Annotated in this window: 14 protein-coding genes; 7 read left to right on the top strand and 7 right to left on the bottom strand. The window is 67.0% G+C overall.

Annotation, left to right across the window (positions count from 1 at the left end):
• The first annotated feature begins 139 nt into the window (after positions 1-139).
• The 5 genes from EV216_RS17510 to EV216_RS17495 all read left to right on the top strand — a co-directional run bounded on the left by EV216_RS17510 (position 140) and on the right by EV216_RS17495 (position 5101).
• On the top strand, positions 140-1132 hold the full coding sequence (locus EV216_RS17510) for a CheB methylesterase domain-containing protein (protein WP_132697088.1): 993 nt from the start codon (positions 140-142) through the stop codon (positions 1130-1132).
• Positions 1129-1695, top strand: a complete 567-nt coding sequence (locus EV216_RS17505; RefSeq protein ID WP_132697086.1) for a chemotaxis protein CheD — start codon at positions 1129-1131, stop codon at positions 1693-1695. The genes EV216_RS17510 and EV216_RS17505 overlap by 4 nt, the downstream gene beginning before the upstream one ends.
• A 126-nt stretch (positions 1696-1821) precedes the next feature.
• On the top strand, positions 1822-2586 hold the full coding sequence (locus EV216_RS17500; RefSeq protein ID WP_132697084.1) for an HpcH/HpaI aldolase family protein: 765 nt from the start codon (positions 1822-1824) through the stop codon (positions 2584-2586).
• A gap of 140 nt (positions 2587-2726) precedes the next feature.
• Positions 2727-2867: a hypothetical protein gene (locus EV216_RS18405; RefSeq protein ID WP_165899318.1), complete on the top strand. Its 141-nt coding sequence runs from the start codon at positions 2727-2729 to the stop codon at positions 2865-2867.
• Positions 2868-3316: 449 nt separating this feature from the next.
• Complete coding sequence (locus tag EV216_RS17495; protein WP_132697082.1) at positions 3317-5101, top strand: hypothetical protein; 1785 nt, start codon at positions 3317-3319, stop codon at positions 5099-5101.
• Positions 5102-5112: 11 nt separating this feature from the next.
• Here the strand turns inward: EV216_RS17495 and EV216_RS17490 are convergent, their stop codons facing one another.
• From EV216_RS17490 to EV216_RS17460, 7 genes are all read right to left on the bottom strand, one after another.
• Positions 5113-6111, bottom strand: coding sequence for a hypothetical protein (locus EV216_RS17490; RefSeq protein ID WP_132697080.1), 999 nt, complete (start codon positions 6109-6111; stop codon positions 5113-5115).
• Entirely contained in the window at positions 6108-7775 is a 1668-nt protein-coding gene (locus EV216_RS17485; protein ID WP_165899317.1) for a hypothetical protein, read from the bottom strand. Before EV216_RS17485 ends, EV216_RS17490 begins: the two co-directional genes overlap by 4 nt.
• A gap of 223 nt (positions 7776-7998) precedes the next feature.
• Positions 7999-9009: an NAD-dependent epimerase/dehydratase family protein gene (locus EV216_RS17480; protein WP_132697076.1), complete on the bottom strand. Its 1011-nt coding sequence runs from the start codon at positions 9007-9009 to the stop codon at positions 7999-8001.
• Positions 9010-9110: 101 nt separating this feature from the next.
• The gene (locus EV216_RS17475) at positions 9111-9422 is read right to left on the bottom strand and encodes an H-NS histone family protein (protein WP_132697074.1); all 312 of its coding nucleotides are present in this window, start codon (positions 9420-9422) and stop codon (positions 9111-9113) included.
• Positions 9423-9582: 160 nt separating this feature from the next.
• Positions 9583-11079 carry a phosphomannomutase/phosphoglucomutase gene (locus EV216_RS17470; RefSeq protein ID WP_132697072.1) on the bottom strand — a complete coding sequence of 499 codons (1497 nt, stop codon included), beginning with the start codon at positions 11077-11079 and terminating at the stop codon, positions 9583-9585.
• A gap of 141 nt (positions 11080-11220) precedes the next feature.
• Positions 11221-11847 (bottom strand): acyl-homoserine-lactone synthase, encoded by a 627-nt coding sequence (locus EV216_RS17465; protein WP_132697070.1) that lies wholly within the window; start codon positions 11845-11847, stop codon positions 11221-11223.
• A gap of 220 nt (positions 11848-12067) precedes the next feature.
• Complete coding sequence (locus EV216_RS17460; protein ID WP_132697068.1) at positions 12068-12679, bottom strand: helix-turn-helix transcriptional regulator; 612 nt, start codon at positions 12677-12679, stop codon at positions 12068-12070.
• Positions 12680-12794: 115 nt separating this feature from the next.
• Here EV216_RS17460 and EV216_RS17455 point away from each other — a divergent pair, with 115 nt between their 5' ends.
• Together EV216_RS17455 and EV216_RS17450 are read left to right on the top strand one after the other, a co-directional pair.
• Positions 12795-13274 (top strand): autoinducer binding domain-containing protein, encoded by a 480-nt coding sequence (locus tag EV216_RS17455; RefSeq protein WP_132697066.1) that lies wholly within the window; start codon positions 12795-12797, stop codon positions 13272-13274.
• Between the two features lie 195 nt (positions 13275-13469).
• Positions 13470-15341, top strand: a complete 1872-nt coding sequence (locus EV216_RS17450) for a DUF3141 domain-containing protein (RefSeq protein ID WP_132697064.1) — start codon at positions 13470-13472, stop codon at positions 15339-15341.
• Positions 15342-15425: the final 84 nt, after the last annotated feature.

The raw sequence follows: 15425 nt of genomic DNA, 5'->3' as shown, positions 1-15425 counted from the left end.
GCCCGCCCGACCCAAGAACCCGCACCGGACCTTTCCTTCCCGGCCCAGAAAAAGGCCGCCGCAAACGATACGGCGCCCTGGCAGGATTTCTGATCGAAGGACATCGGAGCAGGACGGGACAACAGAAGAGAGCGCGGCGATGCGGGTGATGATTGCAGATGGAAACGATGAGGGGCGGCGCCGACTCGCAACTGCGGTTGGCACGATGCGCGGCGTCTCGCTGGGCACCTGTGCGGCCGATCTGAGCGAGACCTATCATGCTGCCGAGAACCGTCCGCCCCAGGCCGTCCTTGTCGCGGAAAACCTTGCCCGACTTCCGGAGTTCGAGGTGATGCAGACCATGTTCCGCGCTCTCAACATCCGCTGCGTCCTGGTTGCGGATACGCCGACAAGCGGAGAACGGCTGTCTGCAAGGGCAGGGACGAGCGGGCTTCGCGTGACGCATCTGGGCGCCTCGCAGGAAGAGCTGCGGCACTGCCTGTTCGAGGTACTGCTCGACCGCCCGGTTGCCGCCACACCCCGCGAACCGATCGTCGAACGGATGTCCTTCCAGTCAGGGCGGCTGATCGTGATCGGCGCCTCAACCGGCGGGGTGGACGCGCTGATCCGGGTGCTGTCAGGCTTTCCCGCGGATTGCCCGCCCACCCTCGTCGTGCAGCATACCAGCGGTACTTTCAGCGCAGGTCTCGCGCGGCTGCTGGACCGCGCAAGCCCCGCCCGGGTGATCGAGGCCGAGGATCGGCAGCCGCTGGTTCCGGGAACGGTTCTGCTGGCCCCTGGCAAGGAGCACCATCTCGAGATTGCGCGCGGAAACGGCACGCATTGCCGACTGCGCGAGGCGCCGCCGATGTCGGGCCACCGCCCGTCGGTCGATGCGCTGTTCCATTCGGCCGTGCCCGTTGCGGCGCGGGTCAGTGCAGCGATCCTGACCGGCATGGGCCGGGACGGGGCCGAGGGAATGCTGGCGTTGCACCGTGCCGGCGCGCACACGATCGGACAGGACCAGGCCAGCGCGCTGGTCTATGGTATGCCGCGCGCGGCCCACGAACTGGGCGCGGTTCGCGAGCAGTTGCCCATCGACCGCATAGGCCAGGCGCTGCTGCGAAGCTGCGCGCGGAGAAGTGCGGCATGAGTGCGTTTTTCCCGATCCCAAGGCCAGACCCGGCGGACTGGCTGAACCATCGAATCCAGCCCGTCATTCAGGGAGAATACCGCGTATCGCGCGAACCTGATGTGGTGCTGTCGACCGTTCTGGGGTCCTGCGTATCGGCCTGCATATACGATCCTGTCGCAAGGGTCGGCGGGATGAACCATTTCCTGCTGCCGGGCGATGACGGGTTGAACAAGAGCGAACTCAAATACGGCGCGATGGCGATGGAACTGCTGATCAACGATCTGCTCAAGGGCGGGGCGCTGCGCAGCCAGCTCAAGGTCAAGCTTTTCGGCGGCGCGAGGGTCAGTTCGTCCTTCACCGATATCGGCGAGAAGAACGTGATCTTCGCCCGCTCCTATCTGCGGCGCGAGGGGTTCGAACTGGTGTCCGAAAGCCTGGGTGGCCAGCAGGCCCGACGGTTGCATTTTCGTCCCACGACCGGTGCTGCGCGTCTGGTGATGCTGCCGCCGACCGAGGCCCCGCCCGAACGCCGCCCATCGCGTCCGGCACCGAAGCAGGATCCGGGGATCACCCTGTTCTGACCTGGGGCAGCCGGGAGCTTTTCCGCACAGCCAGGCAAGGGCACCTCATGCGTTATGCCGGGGCGGCTGCGGCGCTTGACGCGGGCGACCGGGCAGGGTCTCTTGTCGTCAGGCGGAGGGAGCGCGATGGAGAATCCCATAAACCGGTTCAAGGTGGCGCTGCGCGAGGGGCGTCCTCAGATCGGTATCTGGAACGCGATTCCCCAGCCGATGATCGCCGAATTGCTGGCGGGTTGCGACTTTGACTGGGTGCTGGTCGATACCGAGCATGCGCCGATGGAGGTGCGCGACGTGCTGCCCGCGCTTCAGGCCATTGCCGCCCATCCTGTGGCTTCGGCGGTCGTGCGGGTTGCGATCAATGACTGGGTGCTGATCAAGCGCCATCTCGACCAGGGTGCGCAAAGCCTGATGGTGCCCTATGTCCAGTCGCGGCAAGAGGCCGAGGCTGCGGTGCGCGCGATGCGTTATCCGCCGCTTGGCGTGCGCGGCGTGGCAGGCATCACCCGGGCCAGCCGCTTCGGGCTGATCGCCGATTACATCGCCTGCGCCGAGCAGGAACTGTGCCTGATCGTGCAGGTCGAAACCCGCGCGGGGCTCGATCGGCTGGAGGAGATCGCGACGGTCGAGGGTGTGGACGGCGTGTTCATAGGGCCGGCCGATCTTGCCGCGAGCCTTGGCTATCCGGGCCAGTCCAGCCATCCCGAGGTGATCGCTGCAATCGAGGGGGCGATCGCGCGGCTTGGGGCGGTGGGCGTGCCTTCGGGCATCCTGACCTCGGACGCCGCTTTCGCCCGGCGCTGCATGGCCCTGGGTGTCGGCTTCACCGCGCTGGGCATCGACATTGCGTTGCTGGCACATGCGGCGGCTGCGCTGCGGACGGGGATCGGGTGAGGCCGTCCATCGGCTTTTGCGAAGCCCGCACGTCCGGCGTTCCGTTGCGGCCATCGAGGCGCAGTCCGCAGCGCTCCGCACCGAGACCAAATCCGTCACCCTATGTTCTGATCCGCCTCGGCGCCTTCGGATCTTTCAAGATGCACGCGATGGCCGTCGTCCCGCCGGAACTGCACCCGGATGATGCAGGGATCGCATTGTTGGCGATCATGCGGAACGTGGCACCTTATCTTGTGAATGGCTGGATTTCCAACGCGCTGCCGGGATCGACCGCTTCGTGATCTACGCGAACGGCAGTGCAGATATGAGGCCCGAGATGCTGGCCTATGGATTCCATATCGGCTGCATCACCTCCACTCTTTCGCGTCCTGCGGCGCAGGATGGCGATACCGGGCGGCAGTTCTCGAGGCAGGCCACAGCCCGTGCCCATGCCGTGATGACCTTCGGGGGTGCAGTCCGGCGCACGGCCTTTATCGACATCGACGGGCCTCGGACCTGTTGCGTTTCAAGTGCATCGTCGATCCCTGCGAGGTGACGCCTGTGGGCCGCCCTGATGGAGCGTTCGCGGCGCGCGGGTGATGTACGGATACGCGATGTGGGGCTCATGGCCTATGGCTATGGGCTCTTCACCGGGGCTGGGGCGCATTGCGATGCGGATCACGGGGCGGTCGGATGACAGGATCATCCTGCGCGGCGTGAACCTGTTCCCCTCGCAAATTGGGAAACTGGGGTGACGACCGGTGGGCTCGTCGGCCATTACCAGATCGACCTTTACCGCGCGGGCCATATGGATACGATGCGCGTGCATGTCGAATGCCGCCCGACTGCGCCGACGCGTGCAGCGGCGGCGCAGATTCCGCACAAGCGGATCAAGGGCGTGATCGGCGTCTCGACCAAGGCCGAGGTCTCGAAGGCCGGGCGGGGTCGCCCGCTCGCAGGGCAAGGCTCAGTTGATCCCGCGCAACCGGCCCACGGGCTGATTGCGGAGCGGCGATGGGCGGAAACCTGCCGCGGCGTGCGTTCACCATTTGGCAAGGCACGTCGGTCAGCTTGTCCGGAGGCCGCAGTGTCGGTAAGGGTCATGTCCATGACGCAGGAGCGCCAGAAGGCCGCCCGGGGGATGGGCAGCGACCGCCAGGCGGAAGAGATCGCCCGGTCCTATGCCCGCCTCTTTTCCCAGACTGATCGCCGCCCCTGGTCGGGTGCGGCGGGACTGACCGCTGCGGTCGGGTTTGCGCTGGCGGCAGGCGCCTTTCTTTTAAGTGGTGAGACGCCCTTCGCCCGACCCGATCCGCCCGAACGCCGGGTTGCCAGCCCGCCGCAATCCGACTCGGACGGGGTGGAGGCAGCTCCCCCGGAGATCGCGACCCCCGCCGCGCAGGCGGTCCCTGCGACTCCCGCCGCGGGTCTGCTGTCCGATCCGGCACCCCTGATTGTCGCGGAACAATCCGCAATCGCCGTAACGGTGCGGGCCAGGGCGCCGACCCTTGTGCCGCCCCCCCGACCCGAGCGTTTGTCCATTGCCGCAGCGGCGCCAGCGCCGCTGCGCCCGCGGGCGCGCCCCGCCGGGCTCGCAGCGGCCGCCCTTGAGGCCAACACGGCCCCATCTGTCGAGTCCCCGGCGCGGCCGCGGCTGCGCCCCGACGATCTCGTGGCGCGGGCGCCCTCGGCCACGGCCTCGCTTGCAGGTGCTGCGATGATCCATCCTGAGCCCTCGTCGCGCGGCGCGGATTGCATCTCGGCCATGGCCGCGGCGATTCCCGCCCGGCCCCGTGGCGCGGCACCGGGCAGCGCGCTGGCCAGGGCGATGGACGGGCTCAAGGGTGCCGAGCGCGATGCGCTCATCGAACGCGAACTGCTCAAGGGCAATATGCCCGGCTTCCTGCGCGAACTGACCCCGGTGACGATCCTTGGTCGGTTGGCGAACGGGCGGCGGTCCGAGGTGACGATCTGCGTGACGCCTGATTACCTGGCGCTGGGCAGCGATGCCGACTTCCTGCGTGTGCCGATGGGCCTGCCCGCGGCGGCGCTTGTAGCGGGCCGCTTCGGTTTCCTGCTGCCAACGACGCGGATGGTGGATGCGGTCCATGCGCAGGCGGGCGTGCGACTGGTCCCGCAGCCGATGAGTCCGGGGTCCGAGATGACTTCGACCCGCTATTTCTGGCAGCACAACAGCACGGTTCAGGGCCAGACCCGTGGCCGGGCGGGGTTGCTGACCGCGGGGCAGAAGAAGGATCTGGTGCTGACCAACCGGTTGCGGGAGATGCCCGGTCGGGTGGCGATCTATGGCTGGCATCGACCCGATGGTCAGCCGATCCAACCGTTGTCGACGGTGCATGGCGCGCGCTATGCCGATTACAGCCATGGTGTGCGTCTGGTCAGCCAGACGGCCCATGTCGATGGGCGGGCCGTGGCGTTGGCGGCGCTGCTGGCCGACCCGGCCTATGCGGCGATGCTGACGGGTGAAGGCCCGATCGAGGCACCAGACCGGCTTATGGCTTCGCTCTACCGATAGCGCCGTGCCCCCTAGCGGACCGTCTTGCAGCAGCGGAATCCCAGGTGATAGTTCTCGTGGCTGGCCGGGCTCATCACCCGGTCGCCATGCCAGTAGGGCGCGCGCCAGCGGCACCAGTCGGGATGGGCGCGGTACCTGTCCCAGATGAACCAGGACCCCTTCATCTCGGTCACGCCCAGCGTGGTGCTCCCCGCGCTCGCCATCTGGTCAGGCGCCAGCGGCAGGTTCATGTGCTCGGCCGCGTTGCCGTTCAGGTCGTAGACTTTGAGCAGGCTGGTGCAGCCTGCGAAGCTGCCCGCCGGATAGGTGTTCGACCCGCAGTTCCGCCAGCCGCCACCGGGGCAGGTCGGGCTTTTCTCGCTGTTCTGGGCGCAGATGCCGGTCTGGAAGGCGGGGCCATAGCTCCAGCGGGCGGTGGCTTCGTGTTTCGCGTTATGGGCGGCACGCATCCGGTTCACCGCGGCCGAGGCTGATTGCCCCCGCGCAAGGTCGAAGCGGTAATCGGGTGGGGTGAGAGCGCCCTGGCAGGCACCTTCCCATTCATGCGCGTCGCACAACCGCTTGCCTTCGGCAGAGCAGATCTCGGCGGCCTCCTTCGCCTTGACCCAGACCACGGGATAGGCGCAGGGGATATTCGGGTACTCGAACTGGTCGATGCAGGCGGTCGCATCCTCGGGCCGCTGGGTCGCGGGGTCGTAGAGCGGCGCCATGAAGCGCGCGCCGCAGATCCGTTCGAAGCGGCGGTCGGCATGGGCCGCCAGCGCATTGCCGCCCGCACGGGCGTGGCATTCCTCGCGGGTCATCGGGTGGCGGGTGATGGCGGGGTTGCCCTGTCCCAGGACGGAAGAGCGAGCAAATATCGCCCGGATCCGGTCGATCTGTGCCGGGCTGACGCCGCGGGCCTGAGCGATTTCATCGAAAAGCTGTGCGTTGCGTTCGTCCAGCGTCTGCGCCGTGACGGGGGCGATCAGGCCAAGGCAGGCGGCAAGGGCAAAGGCAAAGCGCTTCATTCCGCATCCTCCTTGCGCAGAAGATAGAAGAAGTCGCGATTGTCGGCCGATCCGACAAAGCGCGGCACGCGGCTGCCATCGGTGCGGCGCGCGTCGATCTGGGCCATGCCCGCAACAAGATGGTGCAGCGCGATGCCGCCGCCGGGGGCAGCGGTATAGGCCGCCATATAGGTGTGTTCCATCGCGTTCATGTCCAGAAGCATCGCGTAATCGCAGCCATAGGCCTGAAACACCCGCGCCATGGCCGAGGGCGTGGCCGTCGAGAACCAGGCATAGACCAGGAAGGGGCCGTTCGGTCCGGGCCGCAGGCAGGCGCCCGCGCGCAGCGTCCTGAGTTCGGCCTTGTCCGAGCCCGACCAGTTGCCCGGCAGCCATTGGCGCACCATCGCGCCGGGCAGGGGCTGGCCGGTGTCGGGATCCGGCTCGACCAGCGCCACGCCGTTCTGGCGGGCAAAGCGGATCTCGCGCAGCGGCGGCGCGTCCGCGCTATCCCATGTGCGCATCCCCACCCTTCCATCGGTCAGGACGTAGAGCGTGGCAAGCCCGGGCTGCAACCGGCTGAGCACCGTGCCATGGACGACAAAGCCGTAATGGTGGCCGTGGTTCGTGGCGGCCAGCGGCCCCGCGCGAAAGGCGCCATGTTCGCGCTTGAAACCGCCGGTGAAGGTGGCGGCGATGCGGCGCGCCTCGGCCGGGGACAGCATGCCCGTGGGCACAAGGTGGGCGGGACGGGCCACACCATCGGGGCCGGGCAGCGCGCGGTTGCGCGCGACCTCGGGCGGGCGGGGCGACCAGTCGAGGCGGGGATGTTCGGTGCCGGTCTCGTAGCCCAGATCGAACAGCGACAGATCGAAGCCTACCAGATAGACATCGGCCTTGCCCTCGACCGGGTCCAGCAGATTGGCGCGCTGATCGCCGCGCAGGATGGCGGGGTCGATCATCCGCGGTTGCAGCGCCGAGGCATAGATGCCGGGCGCCCCCTCCACCGCGTACCAGGCGCCCATCTCCATCCGCGTGGGGCTGGCGCCGACCAGATCGAAGGTCATCGTGGTATACATCACCGGATGATCGGCCAACCGCGCGCGCCCCAGCGCCGCCGCTGCCCGGCCCGGATCGGCATCGGCCACCAGCGCCCCGCTTTCGAGATAGCGATCCTTGTAGAGCGTGCCCTTGACGAAGCCGACCAGGCTTTCGCCAAAGGCCACCCTTTCGCGCAGGAATTCGGCGGTACGCTCCAGGCTGGTGCGGCTGCCCGCGACCGGGTTGCGCAGATAGAGCCGCTCGCCGCAGATCGGCGCAAAGGGCAGGCCGGTGGCGCGGGCGCTGTCAAGCTCGGGCGCCGCCCCGGCCCAGGGGCGGCAGAGCCCCGCGCCGCCCAGCGAAAGCGCGGGGTCGGGGCCGCCGGTCAGCGCGATCTGGCGGGTAAGCGGGGCGGGGTTCTCGATGTGATAGGTTTCGCGCCCCTTGCCGGGGCGAAACAACTCAAGCAGGAACCAGCCATTCGCACCGGGGTTCAGCGCGGTCAGGGCAAGCCGCGTGCCATCGGCGGCGCGCGCCTCCTGCCGTGTGCGAAAGACCTGAAGCTCGACCACCGAGCGGGGGCGGTCCTCATGGGCGAGGGCGTTCTGGCGGGCGAGTGGCACTGCGCCTGGATGGCCTGTCATCTCCGCCGGGGCAAAGCCGGGCCAGAGTACCAGAAAAAGCGCGCCTGCAAGGCGCGGCCAGTCGCGAAAAGCAATATGGGTCAAGACGGCAATCATCTCAGCCCGATCTTGCAGACCATTTGTTTAAATGGCGTAACCCCCGGCTGTTCCGAGGGCGCATCACCACTTTCCCCTTTGGCAGCCTAGCCATACGGCGCGGGCCGGGGCAAGCGCGATACGGGATTCACGGCCGGTAATAGTCGCGGAACCAGGCCACGAAACGTGCAACGCCCTCGCGGAAGCCGGTTTCGGGCCGGTAGCCGGTCAGCCTGTGCAGCAGCGTGGCGTCGGCCCAGGTGGCGGGCACATCGCCTTGCTGCATGTCCATGAGGTTGCGGATCGCCGGGCGACCCAACTCGGTCTCAAGCGCGTCAATGAAATCGGTCAGCTTGACGCTTTCGGAATTGCCGATATTGACGACGCGGAAAGGCGCCACTGGGCTGAGGCTGTCGCCCTCGGGCACGATGCCATCTGCCGGGCGCACTGGCTCCGCATCCATCAACAGCCGGATGCCGCGCACCAGATCGGTGACATAGGTGAAGTCGCGCCACATCTCGCCGTGATTGTACACGTCGATCGGTTCGCCCCGCGCAATCTTGAGCGCGAACTTGATCGGCGCCATGTCGGGCCGCCCCCATGGGCCATAGACGGTAAAGAAGCGGAACATCGTCGTGGGGATGTCGTGCAGATGGGCATAGGCATGTCCCATCGCTTCGGTCGCTTTCTTTGTTGCGGCATAGATCGTGAGCGGCGTGTCGGCCTTCTGAGTTTCGGCAAAGGGCATTTCGGTATTGGCGCCATAAACGGACGAGGTCGAGGCCATCAACAGATGCGCGACCCGGTGGCGGCGCGCGGCCTCGATCACGTTGAAGGTGCCGAGCAGGTTCGAGTCGACATAGGCGCGAGGGTTTTCGAGGCTGTAGCGCACGCCCGCCTGCGCGGCGAGATGGACGATGATCTCGGGCGCGAAGTCGTCGGTGGCGGCCGAGAGCGCGGCCTCATCCTCGAGCATCGCCTCGGTCGCGACATAGCCCGGGCGCTGCAGCAATCGTTCATGGCGGCGGCGTTTCAACGTGAGGTCGTAGTAATCGGTGAAGCCGTCGAAGCCGTGAACCTCGTGCCCCTCGGCCAGCAACAGATCGGCCAGATGATAGCCGATGAACCCGGCCGTACCGGTGATGAAGACGCGGGTCATGAGGGGCCTCTCGCCGAAAGCGGAAATGCGCCCCGTCTACACTGGATGCGGTGGCATTGGCCAGACGGGCGCCGTCGCCCGGCAGCGCCCGGGGCCGCATTTCAGCGGATCAGGAAGCTCTCGAGTTGGGCGCCCTGCTTCAGCGCCTCTTCCAGCCAGTTCGGCCGACGACCGCGCCCGCTCCAGGTTTCTGCGGCGTTCTGGGGATTTCGGTACTTCGCGACCGATTTGCTGCGCCGGGTTTTCTTGCCGACGATTTCATCCAGAGAAAAACCGAACTCCTTCGCTTTTTCCTCAAGTGCAGCGCGGGCCTTCGCCTTTTCGCGATCGTGGTAGGACGCAATGGCCGCATCCACATCCTTGCGAAGCTGCTTGAGCTCGGCGAGCGAGAGTTTGTCCAGATCCTTTGCCATTCGGTTTTCCTGCCGTTTTGTGTTTCTTTGCCGGTTTCCATGCCCTGCGAATTGATCGACGGAAGGCTTCTGGAAATCCACCTGTCATTTTAGACAGTATTTTCGATAATGGCGAGGCCTTTTGTATGTTGAATGAACGGAAACACCCTGCCCGATCTGCTCAAAGTCTCTGATCGTAATCGCCCACCGCCGGTTCGCTGCGGATCACCGCGTCGAGATCGGCGAAGATCGCACGAAGTTCCGCTTCGCTGTCAGGGCTTTCGCAGACCACCACCAGGTTGGGCGTGTTCGACGAGGCGCGCACCAGGCCCCAGCCGCCGTTTTCCAGCATCACCCGCGCGCCATTGACTGTCACGATTTCGGAAATCGTCCGTCCGCCCAGTGTGCCGCCTCGCGCGTGCAACGCCTGCAATTTCGCGACCACCCGGTCGAGCACGGCATATTTCTCGGTATCCGCGCAAAAGGGCGACATGGTGGGCGAGGAGAAGGTGCGCGGCAATGCACGGCGCAGGTCCGAGAGCGAGCGGCCGGGATTGCGGTCCATCAGCTTGCAGATCTCGACCGCAACCCGCATCCCGCAATCGTAGCCCCGCCCGACGGGACCGGCGAGGAAATAATGACCCGATTTCTCGAAACCCGCCAGCGCGCCGGTGGCATGCACCCGCCGCTTCATGTGGCTGTGGCCGGTCTTCCAGTATTCGGTGGTCGCGCCGAGCCGTTGAAGCTCCGGGTCGCTATGATAAAGCCCGGTGGATTTCACGTCGACCACGAATTTCGCGCCCGGATAGAGCCGGGCGTAATCGCGGGCGAGGATCACGCCCATCTTGTCGGCGAAGATCTCCTCGCCCTCGTCATCGACCACGCCGCAGCGGTCGCCATCCCCGTCGAAGCCCAGCGCCATGTCCGCGCCGCTTTCGCGGACCGCGCGCGCCATGTCGTGCAGCATCTCCATGGCCTCGGGGTTCGGATTGTAATTCGGGAAGGTGTAATCCAGTTCGCAATGCAGCGGCACCACCTCGACGCCGATCCTTTCAAGGATCTCGGGCGCGAAATCGGAGGCGGTGCCATTGCCGGTGGCGCAGACCACTTTCAGCGGGCGCGACATGCGGAAATCCGCGACGAGGTCATGGATATAAGCCTCGCGCACGCCATCCTCGCGCTGCCATCCGCCGCCGGGCCGGGCCTCGCCCAGCCCGCCCAGCACGATATCACGCAGCTCGGCCATTTCCTCGGGGCCGTGGGTCAGCGGCCGTTCGAACCCCATCTTGACGCCGGTCCAGCCATTCGGATTGTGGCTGGCCGTCACCATCGCAACAGCGGGCGCGTCCAGATGGAACTGGCTGAAATAGGCCATGGGCGAAAGCGCCGGGCCAATGTCGCGCGCGGTGATCCCGGCCTGCACCAGGCCCAGTATCAGCGCCTGCTTGATCGCCAGCGAATAGTCCCGGTAATCGTTGCCCACCGCGATCTCGGGCCGGATGCCGCGGCGCATCATCTGGGTGCCGAGGCCGAGGCCGAGTGCGGTCATCCCGGGCAGGTTGATTTCCTGTGGATAACGCCAACGCGCGTCATACTCGCGAAATCCGGTGGGCGCGATCATCGGTTCGCGCAGGAAATCCCAGGTGTTCGGGCGGACAACGGAAAGCGGTCTGGTCATTGGCGGCTCCCTGGCGGGCGATGGAAATGCGTGGCCGGTTTACCCGATGGGTCCGGGTCTGCCCAGAGAAAGGGACACAATACCCCAGCGTCCGGCCGCTTGGGGACGACCAGAGAGTGTGGATGCCGTGCGTTGGTCGGGTCAGGCGGCCCGCCTGGCCTCGGCCTGTGCATCTGCCTCGCGTGCCACACATGCGGGCATGGCGAGCACGGCATAATGCCGACCGTCCTCCGCATTGCGGTAGCTTTCGCCCATCTGCCGTACGTCATAGCCCAATTGCCTAAGTGCTCGCATCAGCGCCAGCGAGGACAGACAGATCATCTGCGTCGCGCCCCGCTCGCGCGCGATGCAGACCAGGCCGTCCACGATCAGCCTCAGGCATTCGGCCCGGTGGGCGGCGGTCACGAGGCTGTCGTCGATCACCAGCCTTGTGCATTCCCAGACGCCGGGACTGGCAATATCCTCGGGCATGATGCGGGGCGGGATATGCGGCAGCTTGCCCTGAAAGGCATCGCGCAGCATGTAGGTATGCGGCCCCCAGGTCGAGGTGGTCGGCATGGCGCGCGCCCCACCCACCACATGGCCGTCCCGCATGACGACGGAGTAATGCGCCTGCGGCGTGTCGTACTGATCCATCTCGACGCGCCCGTCATGCGGCACGTCCCAGCCCAACTGGTCGACGAAGACACGTTTGCGCAGGGCGAGGAAGTCGTAGAAGGCGGTGCCGTGCCGGTGCAGGTCGGCAAAGGTGAAGGTCAGGTTGAGCATGGTGGATTCTCCTGTGCTTGCCCGGGGTCAATCTGGGCGGAGCCGGAGAGCTTAACCAACCTTTAAGTTGAGTGTTGGGGCCCCTTCACACCTTTTGGGCAAGCCATTGTTGCAAAAGGGAAAGAGAATACAACTATAGATTGTATTATGAAATGACAGATCGCTTAATATCTGTCCACGGGACTTACAGGACTTACAGGACTTACAGGACTTACAGGACTTACAGGACGCCCCGGCTGCGTGCGATCGAGGCGGCCTGCGAGGGGGTCTGCGCGCCCAGCTTGCGCTTGGCATTGGCCAGCCGGGCCTTGACCGCACTCATCGAGATGTCGAGCTCGGCCGAGATTTCCTTTAGCCGCATCCCGTTGGCCTGCATCCGCAGCGCCTCGGTCTCGGCGCGGGTCAATCGGCGCGGTGGCGCGCCGGACTTGTGCAGAAGGGTCAGGATGGCCAGCAATTCGCGCATTTCGAGGCCGGTGAAGGGCCGGTCGGGCCGGACGAAGTTGCCATAGCTGCGCCGTCCCTTCTCTTCGGCGCAGATCACGCTGGCCACCGCGCCGTGGCGCAGGCCGTGGCGCTGGGCCTCGTGCAGCACGCCGCGCGGGTCGTCAATCTCGATCCCGTCCCAGGAGGTCACCCCTGTATTGGCGTAGACCCATTTCATCACCGGGTCATGCACCACCAGCCCGTTCACCGTGTAATGCTCGACCCAAGGGTCAGGCAGGCGGTTGAACTCTTCGGCCGGATAAGAGAACCCCACCCGCAGCGCCACATAGCACCCCCCGGGGGCAAGCGCGGTCAGGCGGTCGGCATATCTCTTGATCAGACTCATCGGGGATGCATCGCGTCCTGTGGTTCAAATCTCGCGAGGGAACGTGTAATGCTCCCTCCTAGCAGGTGGTATATCGAAAAGCCACTCAACTTTTGCGCGAGGGGTCGCCTGGGCCATGGACCGTGTAAGAAAGGTTGCGGAACTGTTGACCGCGCTGGACCAGCTTTGTGATACGGGCTTCGCACTCGCCATCCACATACGCTTTACGCGCCCGCTTCTGCTCTATCAGAGTTATGCGCAGGAATGGAGCGATTTCTACTCCGAGAACGGGCTGATGCTGACCGATCCGGTGGTGCGCTGGGGCATCGAGAATACCGGCGTTCTGATCTGGGACGACCCCGCTCTGGACGATCCGGCCGGGGTCGTGGCGCTGGCGCGCCAGCATGGGCTGCAAAACGGCGTGACGATTTCGACGGGGCCGCGCACATCGCGCACGATATCGGGTCATACCAGATCCACGGGGCCGTTCACTGCCGACGAGATCGGCCGCCTGAAATGCCTGGTCGCGACGCTGCACGAGGTGACCGAGGGACTCGATGCGCTCGACTGCCCCGAGATGGATGAACTGCGCGCGCTCGATTTGTCGCGCGCCTGACCGGTCCGGGCCCTGCGGCGGCTCCTGGATGCGGTCATGGTCCTGGCACGCGGACGGGGCGACGCCGCGCGTGCAAAGCGGCGCATCCGCGGATATGCTGCGCCGCACGCCAGGGCAGGGAGGTCAAGGTGAACGGAAGAAACGGGACGGTGCCGGGCGCTGGACAGGGATACGACTGTTTCGAAGGGATGGCCCATGACTGAACGCGGGCTGTTCCCCTTCGACCCGTTCGGTCTGGTCCGCCGCGTATGGCGGGTGAACGAGATCGCGCTGGGTCATGGCCGCGCGATTGCGCTCGATCAGAGTGAACGTTGGCATGGGGTATTCACGCAGACCGCGACCGTGATGCGTGCGGCGCGGATGAGCGGACGACATGCGACGGCGGCCGACTGGGCCGAGCATTGGCGTGAATATCTGCGCGATTCGGCCGAGCGCACGGTGCTGGCCGCCGATATCCTGCGCCAGCGTGGCGACGCTCTGGCCACCGCCGAGGAGGAGGGTGCCCCCCCCGCGCTGCCCCATGCGCAAGAGCCGGTGAGGGAGGTCAAGGGGCTGGCGCGGCCCTGCAATGCGCGGCTTGTCCGGCTGGTGTCCGCCGCCGCGCCCGATCCGGCCGCGCGACCGGTGCTGCTGGTGACGCCGCGCGCGGGCGGGGCTGAGGGGCTGGCCAGGGCGGCGGGTGCGGGGTTGGCCGCCGGGTTGCCGGTCTATGCGGCCGGGTTCGTCCGTCTACCGGTGCCCGGTCAGACCATGGCAGACGTGGTCGATGCTCTGGGCGCCTTTGTGGCCGAGATTGCCCGCCGTCATCCCGGCGCGCCCGCGCCGCTGGTGCTGGGGCAGGGGCCGGGCGGCTGGCTGCCGCTGGTTCTGGCCGCTGCCCATCCCGGCTCTGCGGGGGCGGTGCTGCTGGATGCGGTGCCGCTGGCGCCGGGCATGCCGGATCTTGGGGGCGCGCTGGCCGGGATGCTGTCCGATCTGGGCGGGGGGCTGTTCGACGGGGCGACGCACGCGCTGGTGACGGCCCTTGACGATCCGCATGGCCGCTGGCTGCGCCCGTTGGCCGGAATTCTGGCCGAGGCCGACCGGGCCGGGCCGCGCGTGGTCGAGGCCGCGCGCCGGGGCGGTGGTCCCGCGCTGCTGACCAGGGAGGAGGCGTGCTGGGCCGCGCACGCGCTGCCGCCGGGCGACCGTCTGGCGCGCAATGCGACGGTGCTGGCCGAGGGCCGCCCGCTCGATCTGCGCTCGATCGCAGCGCCGGTGCTGATCTGTCTGCGCCCCGACGATCCCGCCGCCAAACCTGCCGAGGTTCTGGGCTGGCTGGCTCGTATTTATCCCGATGCCAATGCGATCCGTGCCGCGGGCCAGCGGGTGGTCGTGCTGCGCCATGCCGAGGCGGGGCCGGGGCTTGTGCTGGCTGGCCGCGTGGACGGCCTGCCTGCGCTGGAGGCGGTAGCGGCACTTACCCCGGGGCTTTATCTGATGGACGTCGAGGCGGTCGAGGGTCGGGGGGCTTCACACCGGTTCGCGCTGTCGCTGGCGCCCTGCGCGTTCGAGGCGCTGGACGAGGTGGCCCCGGATGCGGATGCCGCCACCCATGCTGCAGCCGCGCGCGCGCAGCGGATGCAGGCTGAAATCTATGAGGCGCTGGCGCCCGCCTTGCGGGCCACCATCGCCCCGCCCGTAGCCGCGGCCGCGCGCGCGCTGCACCCGCTGCGGCTGGGGCAGGCCGTCCTGTCGTCGCGGAACCCCTGGCTTTCGCCGGTTGCACCCGCCGCGGCGCGCGTGCGCGAGACGCGCAAGCCCGCCGCGCCCGATAATCCCTTCGTCTGGGTCGAGCGGATGGGATTCGAACTTGCCGGGCAATGGCTGGATCTGGGCGCCGCGATGCGCAGGGCGGGGGTCGAGACAGGCTTTCACGCGGTCTGGGGCAATCCCTGGATGCGCGCCTTCGGCGCCATCGCGCGGCCCGCGACGGCCCTCGAAGCGGTGCCGGAGCCCCTCGGGCGCGAAAGCCGCCCCATCGTCCGGAACCCCTCCATCCGGACGAGGAAAGCCGCTACCGAATGAGGATCGCCGAGAACCGCGTTTTTGGCGAGATTCTGGTTGGGGACGTTGCCGAGATCGTGCGCATCTGCACGGAGGACGATTTCT

Source organism: Rhodovulum steppense, assembly GCF_004339675.1.
Lineage (GTDB): Bacteria > Pseudomonadota > Alphaproteobacteria > Rhodobacterales > Rhodobacteraceae > Rhodovulum > Rhodovulum steppense.
Note: the sequence above shows the minus strand (reverse complement) of the source record. Positions and strands in the feature narration are given on the sequence as shown.

What these genes read in the sequence shown, in the direction of transcription:
- EV216_RS17510 (WP_132697088.1), top strand. Translation starts at nt 140, where the DNA reads ATGCGGGTGATGATTGCAGATGGAAACGATGAGGGGCGGCGCCGACTC.
- EV216_RS17505 (WP_132697086.1), top strand. Translation starts at nt 1,129, where the DNA reads ATGAGTGCGTTTTTCCCGATCCCAAGGCCAGACCCGGCGGACTGGCTG.
- EV216_RS17500 (WP_132697084.1), top strand. Translation starts at nt 1,822, where the DNA reads ATGGAGAATCCCATAAACCGGTTCAAGGTGGCGCTGCGCGAGGGGCGT.
- EV216_RS18405 (WP_165899318.1), top strand. Translation starts at nt 2,727, where the DNA reads ATGCACGCGATGGCCGTCGTCCCGCCGGAACTGCACCCGGATGATGCA.
- EV216_RS17490 (WP_132697080.1), bottom strand. Translation starts at nt 6,111, where the DNA reads ATGAAGCGCTTTGCCTTTGCCCTTGCCGCCTGCCTTGGCCTGATCGCC.
- EV216_RS17485 (WP_165899317.1), bottom strand. Translation starts at nt 7,775, where the DNA reads ATGACAGGCCATCCAGGCGCAGTGCCACTCGCCCGCCAGAACGCCCTC.
- EV216_RS17480 (WP_132697076.1), bottom strand. Translation starts at nt 9,009, where the DNA reads ATGACCCGCGTCTTCATCACCGGTACGGCCGGGTTCATCGGCTATCAT.
- EV216_RS17475 (WP_132697074.1), bottom strand. Translation starts at nt 9,422, where the DNA reads ATGGCAAAGGATCTGGACAAACTCTCGCTCGCCGAGCTCAAGCAGCTT.
- EV216_RS17470 (WP_132697072.1), bottom strand. Translation starts at nt 11,079, where the DNA reads ATGACCAGACCGCTTTCCGTTGTCCGCCCGAACACCTGGGATTTCCTG.
- EV216_RS17465 (WP_132697070.1), bottom strand. Translation starts at nt 11,847, where the DNA reads ATGCTCAACCTGACCTTCACCTTTGCCGACCTGCACCGGCACGGCACC.
- EV216_RS17460 (WP_132697068.1), bottom strand. Translation starts at nt 12,679, where the DNA reads ATGAGTCTGATCAAGAGATATGCCGACCGCCTGACCGCGCTTGCCCCC.
- EV216_RS17455 (WP_132697066.1), top strand. Translation starts at nt 12,795, where the DNA reads ATGGACCGTGTAAGAAAGGTTGCGGAACTGTTGACCGCGCTGGACCAG.
- EV216_RS17450 (WP_132697064.1), top strand. Translation starts at nt 13,470, where the DNA reads ATGACTGAACGCGGGCTGTTCCCCTTCGACCCGTTCGGTCTGGTCCGC.